Here is a 15,940-nt window from a genome sequence, read left to right on the forward strand (position 1 = left end):
GCAGCACCGGCGGCAACTTCCGACGCGACGACAACCGGCCCAGCAGCGGTGGCGGCAACTTCCGTCGCGACGAAAACCGTGGTGGTTCCTCCGGCGGCGGCTTCCGTCGTGATGACCGGGCTCCGCGTCGGGACGATGACCGTGGTGGGCGTTCCGGTGGTGGGTTCGAGCGTCGTGACGACCGGCCCCGTGGGCCGCGTCGCGACGACGACAACCGTGGCGGCTTCCGCCGCGACGACAGCCGTGGTGGTTCCTCGGGTGGTGGCTTCCGTCGGGACGACAGCCGGCCCAGCAGTGGTGGCGGCAACTTCCGTCGGGACGACAACCGTGGCGGCCGGGACCGTGCGCCTCGCCGTGACGACAGCCGGGGAGGCCCTTCCGGCGGTTTCCGTGGCCGGCGTGACGAGGGCGACCGGGGTGGCTACCGCGGCCGCGACGACCGTGGGGGGTACGAGCGTCGGGACGAGCGTGAGCGCGAGCCGATCAAGCGGCTTCCCATCCCCGACGAGGTCACCGGCCACGAGATCGACAAGGACGTCCGGCAGGAGCTGATGAGCCTGCCCAAGACCCTGGCCGAGGACGTCGCCCGGAACCTGGTCATGGTGGCCCGGCTGCTCGACGAGGACCCTGAGCAGGCGTACGCGTACTCACGCATCGCCCTGCGACTGGCCTCGCGGGTCGCCGCCGTTCGTGAGGCGGCGGGCTTCGCCGCCTACGCGACGCAGAAGTACGCCGAGGCGCTCGCGGAGTTCCGGGCGTCGCGTCGGATGACCGGTTCCGTCGAGCTGTGGCCGGTCATGGCCGACTGCGAGCGCGGACTCGGGCGGCCGGAGCGGGCGATGGCGATGGCCGGTGAGCCCGAGGTGCAGAAGCTGGACAAGGCCGGGCAGGTCGAGATGCGGCTGGTCGCTGCCGGTGCCCGTCGTGACATGGGGCAGATCGATGCCGCCATCGTGACGCTCCAGAGCTCCGAGCTGGCCTCCAGCGCCGTCCACCCGTGGACGCCGCGACTGCGCTACGCGTACGCGGACGCGCTGCTGGCCGCCGGTCGCGAGGATGAGGCGCGCGAGTGGTTCGGGAAGGCCCTGGAGGCCGACAAGGACGGCTCGACCGATGCGTCGGACCGCCTTGCCGAGCTGGACGGTGTCGAGTTCGTCGATGCTCTCGGCGACGATGACGAGGACGGCGCCCCTGCGGCCCCCGCCGCCGTCTCGGACGACCTCGGTGAAGAGGACGACGAGGACGACGAGGACGGTCCGGTCAAGGCGTAACGCTTGAGAAGAGGGCGGCACCCCGGTCGGGGTGCCGCCCTCTTCTGTGTGCCGGGGCCGGGGTCAGCCGAGGGGGAGACTGCGCAGGACGAGACCCGTGGCCGGCTTCGGGCCGAAGGATGTCGACTTGCGGGGCATGGTGACGCCCTGGCGGGCCAGGTCCCGGACGACTTCCTCGCGTACCGGATGCATCAGCACCGCCGTGGCGTTGTGGCGTTCGGCCTGTTCGACGGCGGCCGCGGTGTCGTGGATGTACGCGATGTGCGCCGGGTCGTCCGGGATGTGCCAGACATGGTCGAGCAGCGCCGAGTGCAGGACCGTCGCGTCGAGGGTGCGCCATGCCTCCGGCCGGTCGGCCGGGACTGTGCGGGCCAGCAGGGCCTCGTCGGGGCGGTCGACCAGATGGAATCCGCCGTCGCCCGCGAGTAGGAAAGCATTGCTCTCGGCCGCCGCCCCGGCCAGGGCGTCCAGGGCACGGGGGAGCGGACCTTCGACCGGGCGGACGCGGAAGAGGCCGGCCAGGGCGGCGAGTGCGTCGGTGACGGGCAGTCCGTGCAGCAGCCGGTGGATGGACCGTACCCGGAGCGGATACCTGGCCGTGTCGACCAGCAGGACCAGGCCGAAGTCCCACGGGCCGGGGTCCGTGTGTTCCCGCTGGAGTCTGAGATAGGTGGCCCAGCGGTGGTGGCCGTCGGCGATCAGGGCCTGGCGACGGGCCAGATCCGCCTGCACCACCGACCGTTCGGCCGCGTCCGTGAGCGCCCAGAGCCGGTGGCTGAAGCCGTCCTCCGTGGTGGTGGCGAGCAGCGGCGGGCGTTGGATCGTCCGCTCGATGACGCCGGCCGCCCCGGTGGCGTGGCCGTCGCTGCGGTAGGTCAGGAGCAGGGGTTCGAGATGGGCCTCGGCGGTCCGCATCAGGTCGGCGCGGTCCTCGACGACATCGGCCATCACGTCCTCGTGCGGGAGCACGATGCCGTCGGCAGGGGCGGAGAGGGCGAGGGCGCCGATCACGCCGCGCTGGAGCATGTCGCCGTTGCGCTGCTCGTACACGTAGAGCGCGGGTTCGGCATCGGGGGCGAGGATTCCCTCGGCCAGCCACCGGTTCAGGGTCGCGGCGGCCTGTTCGTGGCGGGCGGCCGGGGTGTCGGCCTGCGGGAGGATCAGGCGCACGATGTTGTGCGGATCCGCCGATTCCAGATGGAGCAGCCCGTCGGGCCGTACGACGACGTCGTACGGGGGCGAGGTCACCGCGGAGAGACTGCCGACCAGCTCGGGGACGTAGCGCAGTCCACGGAACGGAATCAGCCGCAGTCCCTGGTCCGCGGGGCCTCGTGAGTTCATTTCTGCATCGTAAGTGGGGTTCGCGGATGCGCGATGATCGGGGGAGACCCAGGCATTGAGGAGCGCAGGATATGAGTCAGGCGAGCAGGACCAGGCCGAGCGGGACCGGCACCGCGTTGAGTGAGGCGTACGACACGGCTCTGCTCGATCTCGACGGGGTGGTGTACGCGGGCGGGGAGGCGATCGACCATGCGGTCGAGGCGCTCGGCACCGCGCGGGACGGCGGGATGCACCTGGCGTACGTCACCAACAACGCGCTGCGGACACCCGACGCGGTGGCGGAGCATCTGACCGAGCTGGGAGTGCCGGCCGAGCCCGCCGACGTGATCACTTCGGCGCAGGCGGTGGCCCGGCTGATCGCTGATCAGCTGCCGGCCGGGGCCCGCGTGCTGGTGATCGGGGGCGAGGGCCTGCGGGTGGCGTTGCGGGAGCGCGGGCTGCTGCCGGTGGAGTCGGCGGATGACGAGCCGGTGGCGGTCGCGCAGGGATACGGCGGGCCCGATATGACGTGGGGGCGGTTCGCGGAGGCCGCCCACGCGGTCAATCGCGGGTTGCCGTGGTTCGCGTCCAACACGGATCTGACCATTCCGAGCGCCCGGGGCATCGCGCCCGGCAACGGGGCGGCCGTGGAGGTCGTGCGGATCGCGACCGGCGCCGAGCCGCAGGTGGCCGGGAAGCCGCTGCCGCCGATGCACCGGGAGACGGTGCTGCGGACCGGTGCCGAGCGGCCGTTGGTCGTTGGGGACCGCCTGGACACGGACATCGAGGGGGCGTTCAACGGCGGTGTCGACTCGCTGCTGGTGCTGACCGGGGTGGCGGACGCGGCCCAGCTGCTGGCCGCGAAGCCGGAGCACCGGCCGACCTATGTGGCCGCCGACCTGCGGGGGCTGCTGACCGGGCAGCCCGAGGTGACGCCGGTCGGCGAGGGCTTCGGCTGCGGCGGCTGGACGGCGTCCGTCCGGGACGAGCAGTTCGTGCTGGAGGGTGACGGTGAGGCGCTCGACGGTCTGCGGGCGCTGTGCGGGGCGGCGTGGTCGCACGCCGGAGCGGGTTCGTGCGGGCTGGACGCGGGGAAGGCCGTGGCCAGGCTCGGGCTGTAGCGGCTGTGCTTCGGCCGGTGGTCTGTTGCGCGTCAGCCGAGGTCGGCGAGGACCGCGAGGTCGAGGCGGCGCAGGCGTGCCGGGTCCGCGATGACGTCGTACTCGGTGATCAGGTCGTCCTCGATGGTGAAGGTGAGCGCGAACAGCAGGCGGCCGCGCGGGGCCACGACGACTCCGACCATGCCGTTGACCAGGGCGGGTTCGGCCAGTCGTGAGCGGTGGGCCAGGGCCGCCGTGCCCTCCGCGACGGCTCGCGCGCCGCGGGCCTCCGCCGAGCCGCCCGGCGGTACCGCGACCGGATCGGCGCGCCGCACCACATCGGGGGCCAGTACCGCGAGGACCGCGGTGAGGTCACCGGCCCGCGCGGCGGCCAGGAACGCCGAGACGACCCGTTGCTGCCGGGCGAGTTCGGCCGCCGGGACCACGGGCGTGCCCCGTACCTTGTGACGCGCACGGCTGGCGATCTTCTTCGTGGCGCCCGGCGTGCGTTCCACGACGGTCGCGATCTCGCTGAACGGTACGGCGAACATGTCGTGCAGCACGAACGCGATCCGCTCGACGGGGTCCAGGGTGTCCAGCACCACGAGCAGCGCCCGGCTCACCGAGTCGGCCAGCAGCGCCTCGTCCTCCGGCGGACGGCCCTGGGCGGAACCGGCGACCTGGTCGAGCACCTCCTGCTCGGCCAGGTCCTCCCGGCGCGACCTTCGGGTACGCAGCATGTCGAGGCAGATGCGGGTCACCACCGTCCGCAGCCAGCCGGTCAGGTTGTCCAGCTCGCCGGCGTCGACCCGGCACAGGCGCAGCCAGGTCTCCTGGACCGCGTCCTCCGCCTCGTCCAGCGAACCGAGCATGCGGTGGGCCACCGCGCGCAGCAGGGCGCGCTGTGCCTCGAAGCGTTCCGCCAGTGCCTCGCGCTCGTCCACCGGTCACCTTTCGCCGTGCTGTTCCGTCACCCCTCCTGACGAACGCAACGTAACCGAAGTGACAGGAGAGCAGCCGATGACGTCCTTGCTGCATCTGGATTGCGGTGCCAACCGCTCGGAGGAGTCGGTCAGCAGGCAGCTGACCGCACTGTTCGCCCGTACCTGGCGGACCGCGCACGGACCGGACGGATACCGCTACCGGGACTTGGCCGCAGACCCCGTGCCCCCGCTGGACACCGCCTATTGCACACTCGGCCGGAGAGCGGAGCGGACCGGGCTCGTACCGCCGGAGGGAGTGGACGCGCTGGTCGGGAGCGAGGCCGAGCGGCGGGAGTGGTCGCTGACCCGCCCGCTGATCACCGAACTGCTGGCGGCCGACACCGTGCTGGTCGGCGCCCCGATGTACAACTACTCGCTCTCCGCCTCGCTGAAGGCGTGGATCGACCGGGTCGGATTCCCCGGCGCGCTCACGGACCCGGACACGGGGGAGGGGCTGCTCCGGGGGAAGCGCGTCGTGGTGATCAGCGCGCGGGGCGGCGCCTACGGGCCGGGGACCCCTCGGGAGGGCTGGGACTTCCAGACGCCCTACCTGCGGGCGTACTTCGGTGAGAAGGGGGTGGCGGCGGAGGACCTGTGTTTCGTCAGCGCCGAGCTGACCATGGCCGGGCTGGTGCCCGCACTGGCCCCCTTCCGTTCGCAGGCGGCCGGTTCGCTGGCCGAGGCGCGGGCGGAGGTGATCGCGGCGGCGTCCCGCCCGGAGCCCGTGGGAGCCCGGATCAAGGGCACAGCAGGGTAGGCTAACCTAACCGGCGTGTTCGTTCAGAGTCCCCCGGAACCGAGTGCAGGCCCGACAGCCGCACCGGCCAAAACCGCGTCCCCCAGGCGCCATGCGGTTCGCGCCGCAGGGCTCCTGGTGGCCCTGGCGCTGCTGGTACTGGTGTGCCTGGCGAGTATCGGGATCGGCGCCAAGGCGCTGCCCCTCGCCGACGTCTGGCACGGCCTGTTCCACTACTCGGGCAGCGGCGACGACGTCCTGGTACGGAAGGTGCGGATTCCGCGCACCGTCCTCGGGCTGATCGTCGGCAGCGCGCTCGGCCTCGCCGGGGCGGTGATGCAGGCGCTGACCCGTAACCCGCTTGCCGAGCCCGGACTGCTGGGGGTCAACGCGGGGGCGTCGGCGGCGGTCGTCTCCGCGATCAGCTTCTTCGGCGTCACCTCGCTGACCGGGTACGTCTGGTTCGCCTTCGCGGGCGCCGCGATCGTCTCGGTGGCCGTGTACCTGCTCGGGGGCAGCCGGTCCGCCACCCCGGTACGGCTCGCGCTCGCCGGGACGGCGGTCACCGCCGCCCTGTACGGGTACGTCAACGCCGTACAGCTGCTGGACTCGGCGGCGCTGGACCGGCTGAGGTTCTGGACCGTCGGGTCGCTGGCCTCCGCGAACACGGAGACCGTCGGCAAGGTGTGGCCGTTCATCGCGATCGGCGTCCTGCTGACCCTGCTCATCGCCCGTCCGCTCAACGCCCTGGAGATGGGCGACGACACCGCGCGGGCCCTCGGCGCCCATCTGACCAGGACCCGGGTGCTGGCCATGCTCGCCGTCACCCTGCTGTGCGGGGCGGCGACCGCCGCGTGCGGGCCGATCGTCTTCATCGGGCTGATGATCCCGCACCTGGTGCGCACGATCACCGGGCCCGACATGCGGTGGATCCTGCCGTACGCGGCCGTGCTCTCCCCGGTGCTGCTGCTCGGCGCGGACGTGGTGGGCCGGATCGTCGCCCGGCCGTCCGAACTCCAGGTCGGCATCGTCACCGCGCTGATCGGCGGGCCGGTCTTCATCCACCTCGTACGACGCAAGAGGATGTCCCAGCTGTGAAGGCCACGCAGGAGACGACGGCAGCGGCGGGGACCGCGCGATCGGTGAAGGCCGTGCGGACGGCCGGCGGGTACTCGTTCCGGATGAACGTCCGGTCCTTCCTGGTGGTGGTGCTGCTCGCCGCCGTCGTGGCGGCGGCCGGGGTCGTCCTCATCGGCAGCGGCGACTTCTCCATGACCCCGGGCGAGGTCGTCACGACGCTCTTCGGACACGGCACCTTCCAGCAGGAGTTCATCGTCACGGACCTGCGGCTGCCGAGGGTGCTGGTGGGGCTCCTGGTGGGCGCGGCGCTCGGGGCCGGCGGCGCCGTCTTCCAGACCATCTCGCGCAACCCCCTCGGCAGCCCCGATGTGCTGGGCTTCGGCCAGGGCGCGACGGTCGGCGCGCTGACCGTGATCGTGGTGTTCCAGGGCGGGGCGACGGCGGTCGCGGGCGGTGCGGTGGCCGGCGGTCTGCTGACCGGGGTCGCCGTCTATCTGCTGGCGTGGAAGCGCGGCGTGCACGGCTTCCGGCTCGTGCTCGTCGGGATCGGCGCCGCCGCCATGCTGACCGCCGTGACCCAGTACCTCATCACCAAGGCCGACCTGGTGGACGCCACCCGCGCCGTCGTCTGGATGACCGGATCGCTCGACGGACGGGACTGGGCCCAGGTCTGGCCGCTGCTGGCGGTCTGCGCGGTGCTGCTGCCGCTGGTGTTCGGCCACGGCCGCGCCCTGCGGGTGATGGAGATGGGCGACGACGCCGCGTACGCGCTCGGGGTACGGGTCGAACGCACCCGGCTCGTCCTGATGGGAGCCGCGGTGCTGCTCGTCGCCGTCGCCACGGCCGCCGCCGGGCCGATCGCCTTCGTCTCGCTCAGCGCCCCGCAGGTGGCCCGCCGGCTGACCCGCTCGACCGGTCCCAACCTGGTGGCCGCGACCTTCATGGGCGCCGCCCTGCTGCTCGTCGCGGACTGGGTCGCGCTCGACGCCTTCGGCGACCGGCAGCTGCCCGTGGGCGTGGTGACCGGCGTCCTCGGCGGCTGCTACCTGCTGTGGCTCCTGGTGTCAGAGCGCAAGGCGGGCCGCATATGACATCCGGCACCGGGCTCCCGAAGCCCTCACCCGCCCCGCATTCCCCCAGCACCCCGACCGACCCACGGAGTACGACCATGCAGCGCCTCACCGCGGACTCGGTGACCCTCGGCTACGACCAGCGGGTCATCGCGGAGAACCTCTCGGTCGAGATACCCGACCACTCGTTCACCGTGATCGTCGGCCCGAACGCCTGCGGCAAGTCGACATTGCTGCGCGCGCTGTCCCGGATGCTCAGGCCGAGCCGGGGCCAGGTGCTGCTGGACGGACAGGACATTCACCGGATGCCCGCGAAGAAGGTCGCCAGGACGCTGGGGCTGCTGCCCCAGTCCTCGATCGCCCCGGACGGCATCACCGTGGCGGATCTGGTGGCCAGGGGGCGCTACCCGCACCAGGGGCTGCTGCGGCAGTGGTCACCGGAAGACGAACGCATTGTCGAGGAATCGATGGCCGCGACCGGCGTCGGTGAGCTCGGTGATCGCTATGTCGACGAATTGTCCGGCGGGCAGCGTCAGCGGGTCTGGATCGCGATGGCGCTCGCGCAGCAGACGCCGCTGCTGCTGCTCGACGAGCCGACGACGTACCTCGACATCCAGCACCAGATCGATGTGCTCGACCTGTGCGCGGAGCTGCACGAGACGCAGGGGCGCACGCTGGTCGCGGTCCTGCACGACCTGAATCACGCCGCGCGGTACGCCACGCACCTCATCGCGATGCGGGAGGGCGAGATCGTCGCGGAGGGCGCGCCCGAGGAGATCGTCAACGCGGGGCTGGTGGAGCGGGTGTTCGGGCTGCGGTGCCAGGTGATCCCCGATCCGGAGACGGGGACGCCGCTGGTGGTGCCGGCCGCGCGGGTGCGGGGGGCGCGGGTCGCGCCGGTTTAAGGGGTGCGGTGCGGTGCAGAGGGGCGCGTGACCTTCGGCCACGTTTTGTCCTCAATCGCCGGACAGGCTTGAAAGACGTCCTCAAGCGCCGGACGGGCTTGATTCGGCCCGGGCCGGCTACAGCAGGGATCTGAGTTTCAGGAGGTCGCGGAAGCCGGCTTCCAGGCGTACCCGGCCGGAGCCCCACGCCTTCGCGAAGTTCAGCTCGCCGTCGACCAGGGCCACCAGATCGTCCCCGGTCATCGCGAGACGTATCTCCGCCTTTTCCGCGGGCGGCCCCTCGACGGTGTCCAGGACCTGGATCCGGCCGCCGGCCAGCCGGCCGGTGAACGTGACGTCGAGGTCCTTGATGTGGCAGCTCAGCGAACGGTCCAGGGACGCCGCGCTGCGCACGTCGCCGTCGGCCCCCGCGAGGTTGTCCGAAAGTCTGTCGAGTGCGCTGCGGCACTCCGCCATGGTCGCCATCGTGATCGACGGTACCGCAGCGCCTCGGGGTAGCGTTTCCCGCATGAGCGACTCGACGCCGGGGCCGGGGACGGCCGCCGGAACCGCGCCCGGGGAGATCCCGCAGGACGCGCCGCAGGAGCCGCCCCGGGCTGCCCCGCACGATCCGGCGGCCCCCGCGCCCCTCGGCGTCGTCCGCGCGCCCACCGGGGACGCCGGGGTGGACGCGCGACTGGACCGGCTGGCCGACGCCGACCACCTCCCGGCGGACGGCCACATCGAGGTGTACGAGGATGTACACCGTGGCCTGCGCGACACGCTGACCGCGCTGGACGCGGCACCCGCACCCGTCCCGGGGGCCGCGCACAGCAAGCCGCACAACATTCCGTACAACGACTCGTCCAACAACAGGAGCTGAACCGAACGTGGCAGGAGTGGCCCGTCGCCGCCTCGACGCCGAGCTGGTACGCAGAAAGCTCGCCCGCTCACGCGAGCATGCCAGCCAGCTGATCGCCGCAGGACGGGTGACCGTCGGCGGCAACACCGCGGCCAAACCGGCCACCCAGGTCGAGACGAGCGCCGCGGTCGTCGTCACCAAGGACGACAGCGACCCCGAGTACGTATCGCGGGGCGGCCACAAGCTGTCCGGTGCCCTCGCCGCCTTCACGCCGCTGGGGCTGAAGGTGGAGGGGCGGCGCGCGCTGGACGCCGGGGCGTCCACCGGCGGGTTCACCGACGTCCTGCTGCGGGCCGGAGCGGCACACGTCGTCGCCGTGGACGTCGGCTACGGGCAGCTCGCCTGGTCGCTCCAGTCCGACGAGCGCGTCACCGTCAAGGACCGCACCAACGTGCGGGAGCTGACGCTCGACGCGATCGACGGCGAGGCCGTCGACCTGGTGGTGGGCGATCTGTCGTTCATCCCGCTGGGACTCGTCATGCCCGCCCTGGCGCGCTGCGCCGCAGCCGACGCGGACCTGGTCCTCATGGTCAAGCCGCAGTTCGAGGTGGGCAAGGAGCGGCTCGGCAGCGGCGGGGTGGTGCGCAGCCCCGAGCTGCGGGCCGAGGCGGTACGTGAGGTGGCGCGCCGGGCGTGGGCGCTCGGCCTGGGGGTCCGGGGCGTGACGGCGAGCCCGCTGCCCGGACCGTCGGGGAACGTCGAGTACTTTCTGTGGCTGCGGGCCGGAGCACCTGAGCTGGATCCCGCGGATGTCGACCGTGCAGTGGCGGAGGGGCCCCGTTGACGACGAATACGGCACGAACTGTCTTTCTACTGGCGCACACCGGCCGCCCGGCCGCGATCCGCAGCGCCGAGCTGGTGGTCCAGGGGCTGCTGCGCAACGGTCTGGGCGTACGGGTGCTGGCGACGGAGGCGGCCGATCTGCCGCTGCCGCCGTCCGTCGAGACCGTCACCGACGCCACCCTGGAGCCGGTGAACGGCTGTGAGCTGCTCATCGTGCTCGGCGGGGACGGGACGCTGCTGCGCGGCGCGGAGCTCTCACGCGCCTCCGGGGTGCCGATGCTCGGCGTCAACCTGGGCAGGGTCGGCTTCCTCGCGGAGGCGGAGCGCGACGACCTGGACAAGGTCGTCGACCGGGTCGTCACCCGGGCGTACACCGTCGAGGAACGCATGACGATCGATGTCGTCGTGCACAGCAACGGCAATGTCGTGCACACCGACTGGGCGCTCAACGAGGCGGCCGTGCAGAAGGTGTCGCCCGAGCGGATGCTGGAGGTCGTGCTGGAGATCGACGGCCGTCCGGTGACCGGGTTTGGCTGCGACGGCATCGTCTGCGCGACGCCCACCGGCTCGACCGCGTACGCCTTCTCGGCCGGCGGGCCCGTCGTGTGGCCCGAGGTGGAGGCGCTGCTGATGGTCCCGATCGGTGCGCACGCGCTGTTCGCCAAGCCGCTGGTGACCTCGCCCACGTCGGTGCTGGCCGTGGAGGTCCAGCCGCACACCCCGCAGGGGGTGCTCTGGTGCGACGGGCGCAGGACGGTCGAGCTGCCCCCCGGCGCCCGGGTCGAGGTGCGGCGCGGCACGGTTCCCGTCCGGCTGGCCCGGCTGCACCAGGCCTCCTTCACGGACCGGCTGGTGGCCAAGTTCGCGCTGCCGGTGTCGGGCTGGCGGGGCGCGCCGCACTGACGCCGGACCGGGCGCCGGGAAACTCCGCCGCACCCACCCGATCCGGTGCCCCGGCGGCGGCCCGTGTGCGCGGGGACCACGAAACCTCGTATGGTCATGTCCGTGTTGGAGGAGATGCGGATACGGTCGCTCGGAGTCATCGACGACGCGGTGGTGGAGCTGTCACCCGGTTTCACCGCCGTGACCGGTGAGACCGGCGCGGGCAAGACCATGGTCGTCACCAGCCTCGGGCTGCTGCTCGGCGGACGCGCCGACCCCGCCCTCGTACGGATCGGCGCGAAGGCGGCGGTCGTCGAGGGCCGGATCACGGTGTCCGAGGGCGACGCGGCGGCGCTGCGGGCCGAGGAGGCCGGTGCGGAGATCGAGGACGGTGCGCTGCTGATCAGCCGTACCGTTTCCGCGGAGGGGCGCTCGCGTGCGCACCTCGGCGGCAGATCCGTGCCGGTGGGCGTGCTGGCGGAGCTCGCCGACGAACTCGTCGCCGTGCACGGCCAGACCGACCAGCAGGGGCTGCTCAAGCCGGCCAGGCAGCGGCAGGCCCTCGACCGGTACGCGGGCGACGGCGTCGCCGTACCGCACACCACCTACGCGGCGGCCTACCGGCGGCTGCGCGAGGTCGCCGGTGAACTCGACGAGCTGACCACGCGCGCCCGCGAACGGGCCCAGGAAGCCGACCTGCTGCGCTTCGGGCTGAACGAGATCGCCGCCGTCGAACCGTTGCCCGGTGAGGACACCGAACTCGCGGCCGAGGCCCAGCGGCTCGGCCACGCGGACGCCCTCGCCTCCGCCGCCGCCCTCGCGCACACCGCGCTGGCCGGCAACCCGGAGGACCAGGAGGCGGTGGACGCGACGACCATCGTGGCAGCGGCCGGCCAGGCGCTGGAAGGGGTACGGGCCCACGACCCGGCACTCGCCGCACTCGCCGACCGGGTCGGCGAGATCTCCATCCTGCTCTCCGACGTCGCCGGCGAACTCGCGGGCTACGCCGATCAGCTGGACTCCGACCCGCTGCGGCTCGCCGCGGTCGAGGAGCGGCGCGCCGCGCTCACCGGACTCACCCGCAAGTACGGCGACGACATCACCGCCGTACTGGCCTGGGCGGAGGACGGGGCCGCGCGCCTCACGGAGCTGGAGAGCGACGACGACCGGATCGCCGAACTGACCGAGGAACGGGACGCGCTGCGCGGCGAACTCTCCGGACTCGGCCAGGCGCTGACCGACGCCCGGACGGCGGCGGCGGCGCTCTTCGCGGAGGCGGTCACCGCCGAGCTCGCCTCCCTCGCGATGCCGCACGCCCGGGTCTCCTTCGACATCCGGCAGACCGAGGCGCCCGACGAGGCGTCAGGCATCGACATCGGCGGGCGCAGTGTGGCCTACGGGCCGTCCGGCGCCGACGAGGTCGAACTGCTGCTGGCCCCGCACCCCGGCGCCCAGCCCCGGCCGATCGCCAAGGGCGCCTCCGGCGGCGAGCTGTCCCGGGTGATGCTCGCCGTCGAGGTGGTCTTCGCCGGTTCCGACCCCGTACCCACTTACCTCTTCGACGAGGTCGACGCGGGCGTCGGCGGCAAGGCGGCCGTCGAGGTCGGCCGGCGGCTGGCCAAGCTCGCGAGGTCCGCGCAGGTGGTGGTCGTCACCCACCTGCCCCAGGTCGCCGCGTTCGCGGACCGGCAGCTGCTGGTCGAGAAGACCGTGGACGGCTCGGTGACCCGGAGCGGTGTCACCGTCCTGGAGGGCGAGGAGCGGGTACGGGAGCTGTCCCGGATGCTCGCGGGCCAGGAGGACTCCGAGACGGCCCGCGCCCACGCGGAGGAACTGCTCGCCACGGCACGGTCGGACGGGTAGCGGCGGGTCGCGGGGCCCGGCCGCCGATCGCCGTGACCCCGCGATCTTCACCCGTGCGAGTGGTGCGCCACGCCCGGTTTGTCGCGGTGCGCACCGGAGTTACGGTCCGGTCGTGCCGGAACGTGCGTACGGACTGGCATCCTTGGCGGTGTACATACCGCCGACTCGGCAGCACCGGGAGCCATTCAACGTGTCACAGCTGCGTACGGTCCAAGTGCTGGGCGGAGGCAGTGCGGGAAGCAGCGCCCACGTCGGTTCGCTGGCCGCCGGACTGGTCGCGCGAGGCGTGCACGTCACGGTCTGCGCGCCCGCCGGGCTGGACCGCGCCTACGACTTCTCCGCGACCGGGGCGCACTTCGCGCCCGTGCCCAGGCGCGGCGACCCCGCCGCCGTCGCCGCGCTGCGCGGTGCCTGCGCGGGCGCCGACGTGGTCCACGCGCACGGGCTCAACGCCGCCGTACGGGCCGCCCTGGCGCTCGGCGGCCGCCGCGTTCCGCTGGTCGTCACCTGGCACACCCGGTCCCACGCCGAGGGCGCCCGCCGTCGGCTGCTGCACCTGCTGGAGCGAAGGGCCGTCCGCGCGGCGGCCGTTGTGCTCGGCGCCTCCTCCGAGCTGGTCGACCGGGCCCGCCGGCGCGGGGCGCGCGACGCCCGGCTCGCGCCCGTCGCCACCCCGCCGCCGCTGACCCCCGCCGCGCTGCCCGACGGTAAGGTCCGGGCCGAACTCGGCGCCGTGGAACGGCCGTTGATCGTGGCGGTCGGCAGCCTGGTGCCGCACCACGGATTCGGCACGCTGCTCGACGCGGCGCGCGCCTGGCGGCGGCTCGACACCGTGCCCCTGCTGGTCATCGCGGGCGAGGGGCGCGAGCGGGCGGCTCTGCAGCGCCGGATCAAGGCCGAGGACCTGCCCGTCGCGCTGATCGGCAGCCGGGCCGATGTCACCGAGCTGCTGGCCGCCGCCGACCTGGCCGTGCTGCCCAGCCGCTGGGAGGCCCGCTCGCTGCTGGCCCAGGACGCGCTGCGGATCGGCGTGCCGCTGGTGGCCACCGCGGTCGGCGGAGTGCCCGAACTCGTGGGTGAGGCCGCGGAGCTCGTGCCGTACGGGAACGCGGAGGCGCTCGCCCGCGCGGTCGCCCGGCTGCTCGGGGACCCGGCGGAACGGGATCGGCTGGCCGCCGCGGGGATCGCGCAGGCCGCGAGCTGGCCGACCGAGGACGACACGATCGCCCAAGTGCTCAGCGTGTACGACGAGTTGGCGCAGCCGCTGGCGGTGGCCAGGAACCGCTGAGGCGGTGGCGGTGCGGGCCGGGACCGCTGAGCAGGTGGTGGTGCGGGCCGGATCTCAGGCCGTGTGGCGGCGGGCACGCAGGGCCAGGCTGAGGGCCAGGACCGCCTGCGGGTCGTCCAGGTCGGTGCCGAGAAGTTCACCGATACGAGCGAGCCGGTTGTAGAGCGTCTGACGGTTCAGATGCAGTTCGCGAGCCGTCTCCGCCTTGCGGCCCGCGTGTGCGAGATAGGTCTCAAGGGTGGGCAGCAGCGGCGGGCGCGAGGTGCGGTCGTGGTCGCGCAGCGGGCCGATCGCCCGCTCGACGAACGCCGCCAGATCCGGGTGGTCCCGCAGCCGCCAGAGCAGCAGATCGATATCGAGGCGCCGGGCGTCGTACCAGGGCCGGTCGTCGAGCCCCTGTGCCGCCGTGGCCGTCTCCGCCGCGTGCCGGAGCCCCGCGCCGGCCGTCGCCCAGCTGCCCGCCACCCCGACCACCACGACCGGGGGATGGGAGCCGGCCCGTTCGAGCCCGGCCCGCTCCACCCCGGCCCGCAGCGCCGCGGCGACCCGGTCGGCCACCGCCGTGCGCTCCGTCTCGGTCCGCAGCGCCAGCAGCAGCGGCACCCGGCCCTCCACCGGCCGCACCCCGAGCAGCACCGGCACCCCCACGGAGGACAGCTCCTCCAGGACCGCGCGGGCCAGCAGCGCCCAGTTGCCGGACGGGGACAGCTCGGGGGCCAGTCGCATCACCACGGGCAGCAGCGGCATCTCGCCCGGTTTGAAGCCGAGCACCCGGGCCTGGGCCGGGGCGTCCTCCGGGGCGATCCGGCCCTCCGCCAGATCCGTCAGGAAGTCACCGCGGCCGCGTGCGGCGAGCTCCTCCTCCTGCCGGGCCTGCATCAGCACCACGGCGAGCAGCCCCGCCGCGCGCTCCGCCGCCATCCGGTGCACCGTTACCAGCGGACCGTCCACGGCCAGCAGCACCAGCCTGGCCCGTACAGAACCGGTCCCGGGACCGCCGCCCGGCACATCCGCCAGCACCGCGCCGACGGGCGGCGACTCCCGGGCCGCCCGTCCGCCGCGCATCCCGTCCCAGACCTGGAGCGGATCGGCGGAGACCGGTCCCGACTCGGTGCCGGCCGCGTACAGCAGCTGGCCGTCGGCCGTCTCCAGGAACACCGGATTGGCCGTGAAGTCCGCCAGGATGCCCAGCACCTGGGGCACCCCGCCGCCGCCGAGCAGCGCCTGGGTGCAGCGCCGGTGGACCTCCTCCGCCTGCTGGAGCAGCGCGTAGTGGCCGTTGACGATCTCGGTGTGGATCTCCTCGGTCACCGTCACGAACGGCACCTCGCGGTGCAGCTGGACCAGCGGAAGCCCGGCGGCGCGGGCGGCGTCCACTATCGAGGCGGGCAGCCTGCTGAAACGCGGACCGAGCTCCACCACCAGGGCGGCGATGCCCCGCTCCGCGAGTCTGCGGACGAACGCGCGCTGTTCGGCCGGGCGGGTGCCGAGCCCCAGGCCGGTGGTCAGGAGCAGCTCGCCGCCCTTCAGCAGCGAGGCGATGTTGGGGACCTCGCCCGCGTGCACCCAGCGCACCGTACGGCTGAGCCGGTCGGCGCCGGACACCACCTCGGGGAGCCCGCCGCGCAGCCCCGGCAGCTCCAGGGCACGCTGCACGGTGATACCGCCTTGGGTCTCCATCGACTCGGGCCTCGCGCTTCGCTTCGTTCGGACCGGGCGCGCGTACTCGCCGACGCCCTGGTCAGGAAGGTACCGGCC

Annotated in this window: 15 protein-coding genes and 1 pseudogene; 11 read left to right on the top strand and 5 right to left on the bottom strand. The window is 73.3% G+C overall.

What is annotated here, in order from left to right; all coding sequences use genetic code 11:
* Window positions 1–521 (bottom strand): annotated as a pseudogene (locus tag ACFVQ0_RS31510) (hypothetical protein); the annotation flags it as partial.
* A 30-nt stretch (window positions 522–551) separates the two neighbouring features.
* Here ACFVQ0_RS31510 and ACFVQ0_RS31515 point away from each other — a divergent pair.
* Window positions 552–1,271, top strand: a complete 720-nt coding sequence (locus tag ACFVQ0_RS31515) for a tetratricopeptide repeat protein (RefSeq protein ID WP_390092608.1) — start codon at window positions 552–554, stop codon at window positions 1,269–1,271.
* 63 nt (window positions 1,272–1,334) lie between these two features.
* On the opposite strand, the gene ACFVQ0_RS31520 is transcribed toward ACFVQ0_RS31515, so the two are convergent.
* Window positions 1,335–2,612 (bottom strand): DUF1015 domain-containing protein, encoded by a 1,278-nt coding sequence (locus tag ACFVQ0_RS31520; protein WP_390092609.1) that lies wholly within the window; start codon window positions 2,610–2,612, stop codon window positions 1,335–1,337.
* Window positions 2,613–2,683: 71 nt separating this feature from the next.
* Between ACFVQ0_RS31520 and ACFVQ0_RS31525 the strand changes: the two genes are divergently transcribed.
* Window positions 2,684–3,712, top strand: a complete 1,029-nt coding sequence (locus ACFVQ0_RS31525) for an HAD-IIA family hydrolase (protein ID WP_390092610.1) — start codon at window positions 2,684–2,686, stop codon at window positions 3,710–3,712.
* A 32-nt stretch (window positions 3,713–3,744) separates the two neighbouring features.
* Here ACFVQ0_RS31525 and ACFVQ0_RS31530 read toward each other — a convergent pair whose 3' ends face one another.
* Window positions 3,745–4,635: a sigma-70 family RNA polymerase sigma factor gene (locus ACFVQ0_RS31530; protein ID WP_390092611.1), complete on the bottom strand. Its 891-nt coding sequence runs from the start codon at window positions 4,633–4,635 to the stop codon at window positions 3,745–3,747.
* 76 nt (window positions 4,636–4,711) lie between these two features.
* Here ACFVQ0_RS31530 and ACFVQ0_RS31535 point away from each other — a divergent pair, with 76 nt between their 5' ends.
* From ACFVQ0_RS31535 to ACFVQ0_RS31550, 4 genes are all read left to right on the top strand, one after another.
* On the top strand, window positions 4,712–5,431 hold the full coding sequence (locus tag ACFVQ0_RS31535) for an FMN-dependent NADH-azoreductase (protein WP_390092612.1): 720 nt from the start codon (window positions 4,712–4,714) through the stop codon (window positions 5,429–5,431).
* A gap of 117 nt (window positions 5,432–5,548) precedes the next feature.
* Entirely contained in the window at window positions 5,549–6,508 is a 960-nt protein-coding gene (locus tag ACFVQ0_RS31540) for a FecCD family ABC transporter permease (protein WP_390092613.1), read from the top strand.
* A gap of 83 nt (window positions 6,509–6,591) precedes the next feature.
* On the top strand, window positions 6,592–7,581 hold the full coding sequence (locus ACFVQ0_RS31545) for a FecCD family ABC transporter permease (protein ID WP_390092751.1): 990 nt from the start codon (window positions 6,592–6,594) through the stop codon (window positions 7,579–7,581).
* 77 nt (window positions 7,582–7,658) lie between these two features.
* Window positions 7,659–8,465, top strand: coding sequence for an ABC transporter ATP-binding protein (locus ACFVQ0_RS31550; protein ID WP_390092614.1), 807 nt, complete (start codon window positions 7,659–7,661; stop codon window positions 8,463–8,465).
* Window positions 8,466–8,582: 117 nt separating this feature from the next.
* On the opposite strand, the gene ACFVQ0_RS31555 is transcribed toward ACFVQ0_RS31550, so the two are convergent.
* On the bottom strand, window positions 8,583–8,930 hold the full coding sequence (locus ACFVQ0_RS31555; RefSeq protein WP_390092615.1) for an SCP2 sterol-binding domain-containing protein: 348 nt from the start codon (window positions 8,928–8,930) through the stop codon (window positions 8,583–8,585).
* Window positions 8,931–8,973: 43 nt separating this feature from the next.
* Here ACFVQ0_RS31555 and ACFVQ0_RS31560 point away from each other — a divergent pair, with 43 nt between their 5' ends.
* The 5 genes from ACFVQ0_RS31560 (at window position 8,974) to ACFVQ0_RS31580 (ending at window position 14,182) form a co-directional block, all read left to right on the top strand.
* Window positions 8,974–9,327, top strand: a complete 354-nt coding sequence (locus ACFVQ0_RS31560; RefSeq protein ID WP_390092616.1) for a hypothetical protein — start codon at window positions 8,974–8,976, stop codon at window positions 9,325–9,327.
* A 7-nt stretch (window positions 9,328–9,334) separates the two neighbouring features.
* Complete coding sequence (locus tag ACFVQ0_RS31565; RefSeq protein WP_390092617.1) at window positions 9,335–10,150, top strand: TlyA family RNA methyltransferase; 816 nt, start codon at window positions 9,335–9,337, stop codon at window positions 10,148–10,150.
* Window positions 10,147–11,052 carry an NAD kinase gene (locus ACFVQ0_RS31570; RefSeq protein WP_390092618.1) on the top strand — a complete coding sequence of 302 codons (906 nt, stop codon included), beginning with the start codon at window positions 10,147–10,149 and terminating at the stop codon, window positions 11,050–11,052. The genes ACFVQ0_RS31565 and ACFVQ0_RS31570 overlap by 4 nt, the downstream gene beginning before the upstream one ends.
* 96 nt (window positions 11,053–11,148) lie before the next feature.
* Window positions 11,149–12,894: a DNA repair protein RecN gene (gene recN / locus ACFVQ0_RS31575; protein ID WP_390092619.1), complete on the top strand. Its 1,746-nt coding sequence runs from the start codon at window positions 11,149–11,151 to the stop codon at window positions 12,892–12,894.
* Between the two features lie 190 nt (window positions 12,895–13,084).
* Window positions 13,085–14,182 (top strand): glycosyltransferase family 4 protein, encoded by a 1,098-nt coding sequence (locus ACFVQ0_RS31580; RefSeq protein WP_390092620.1) that lies wholly within the window; start codon window positions 13,085–13,087, stop codon window positions 14,180–14,182.
* Between the two features lie 54 nt (window positions 14,183–14,236).
* On the opposite strand, the gene ACFVQ0_RS31585 is transcribed toward ACFVQ0_RS31580, so the two are convergent.
* Window positions 14,237–15,862, bottom strand: coding sequence for a PucR family transcriptional regulator (locus ACFVQ0_RS31585; RefSeq protein WP_390092621.1), 1,626 nt, complete (start codon window positions 15,860–15,862; stop codon window positions 14,237–14,239).
* Window positions 15,863–15,940 lie beyond the last annotated feature (78 nt).

This window comes from Streptomyces sp. NPDC057900 (assembly GCF_042887885.1).
In the GTDB taxonomy this organism is placed as follows: domain Bacteria; phylum Actinomycetota; class Actinomycetes; order Streptomycetales; family Streptomycetaceae; genus Streptomyces.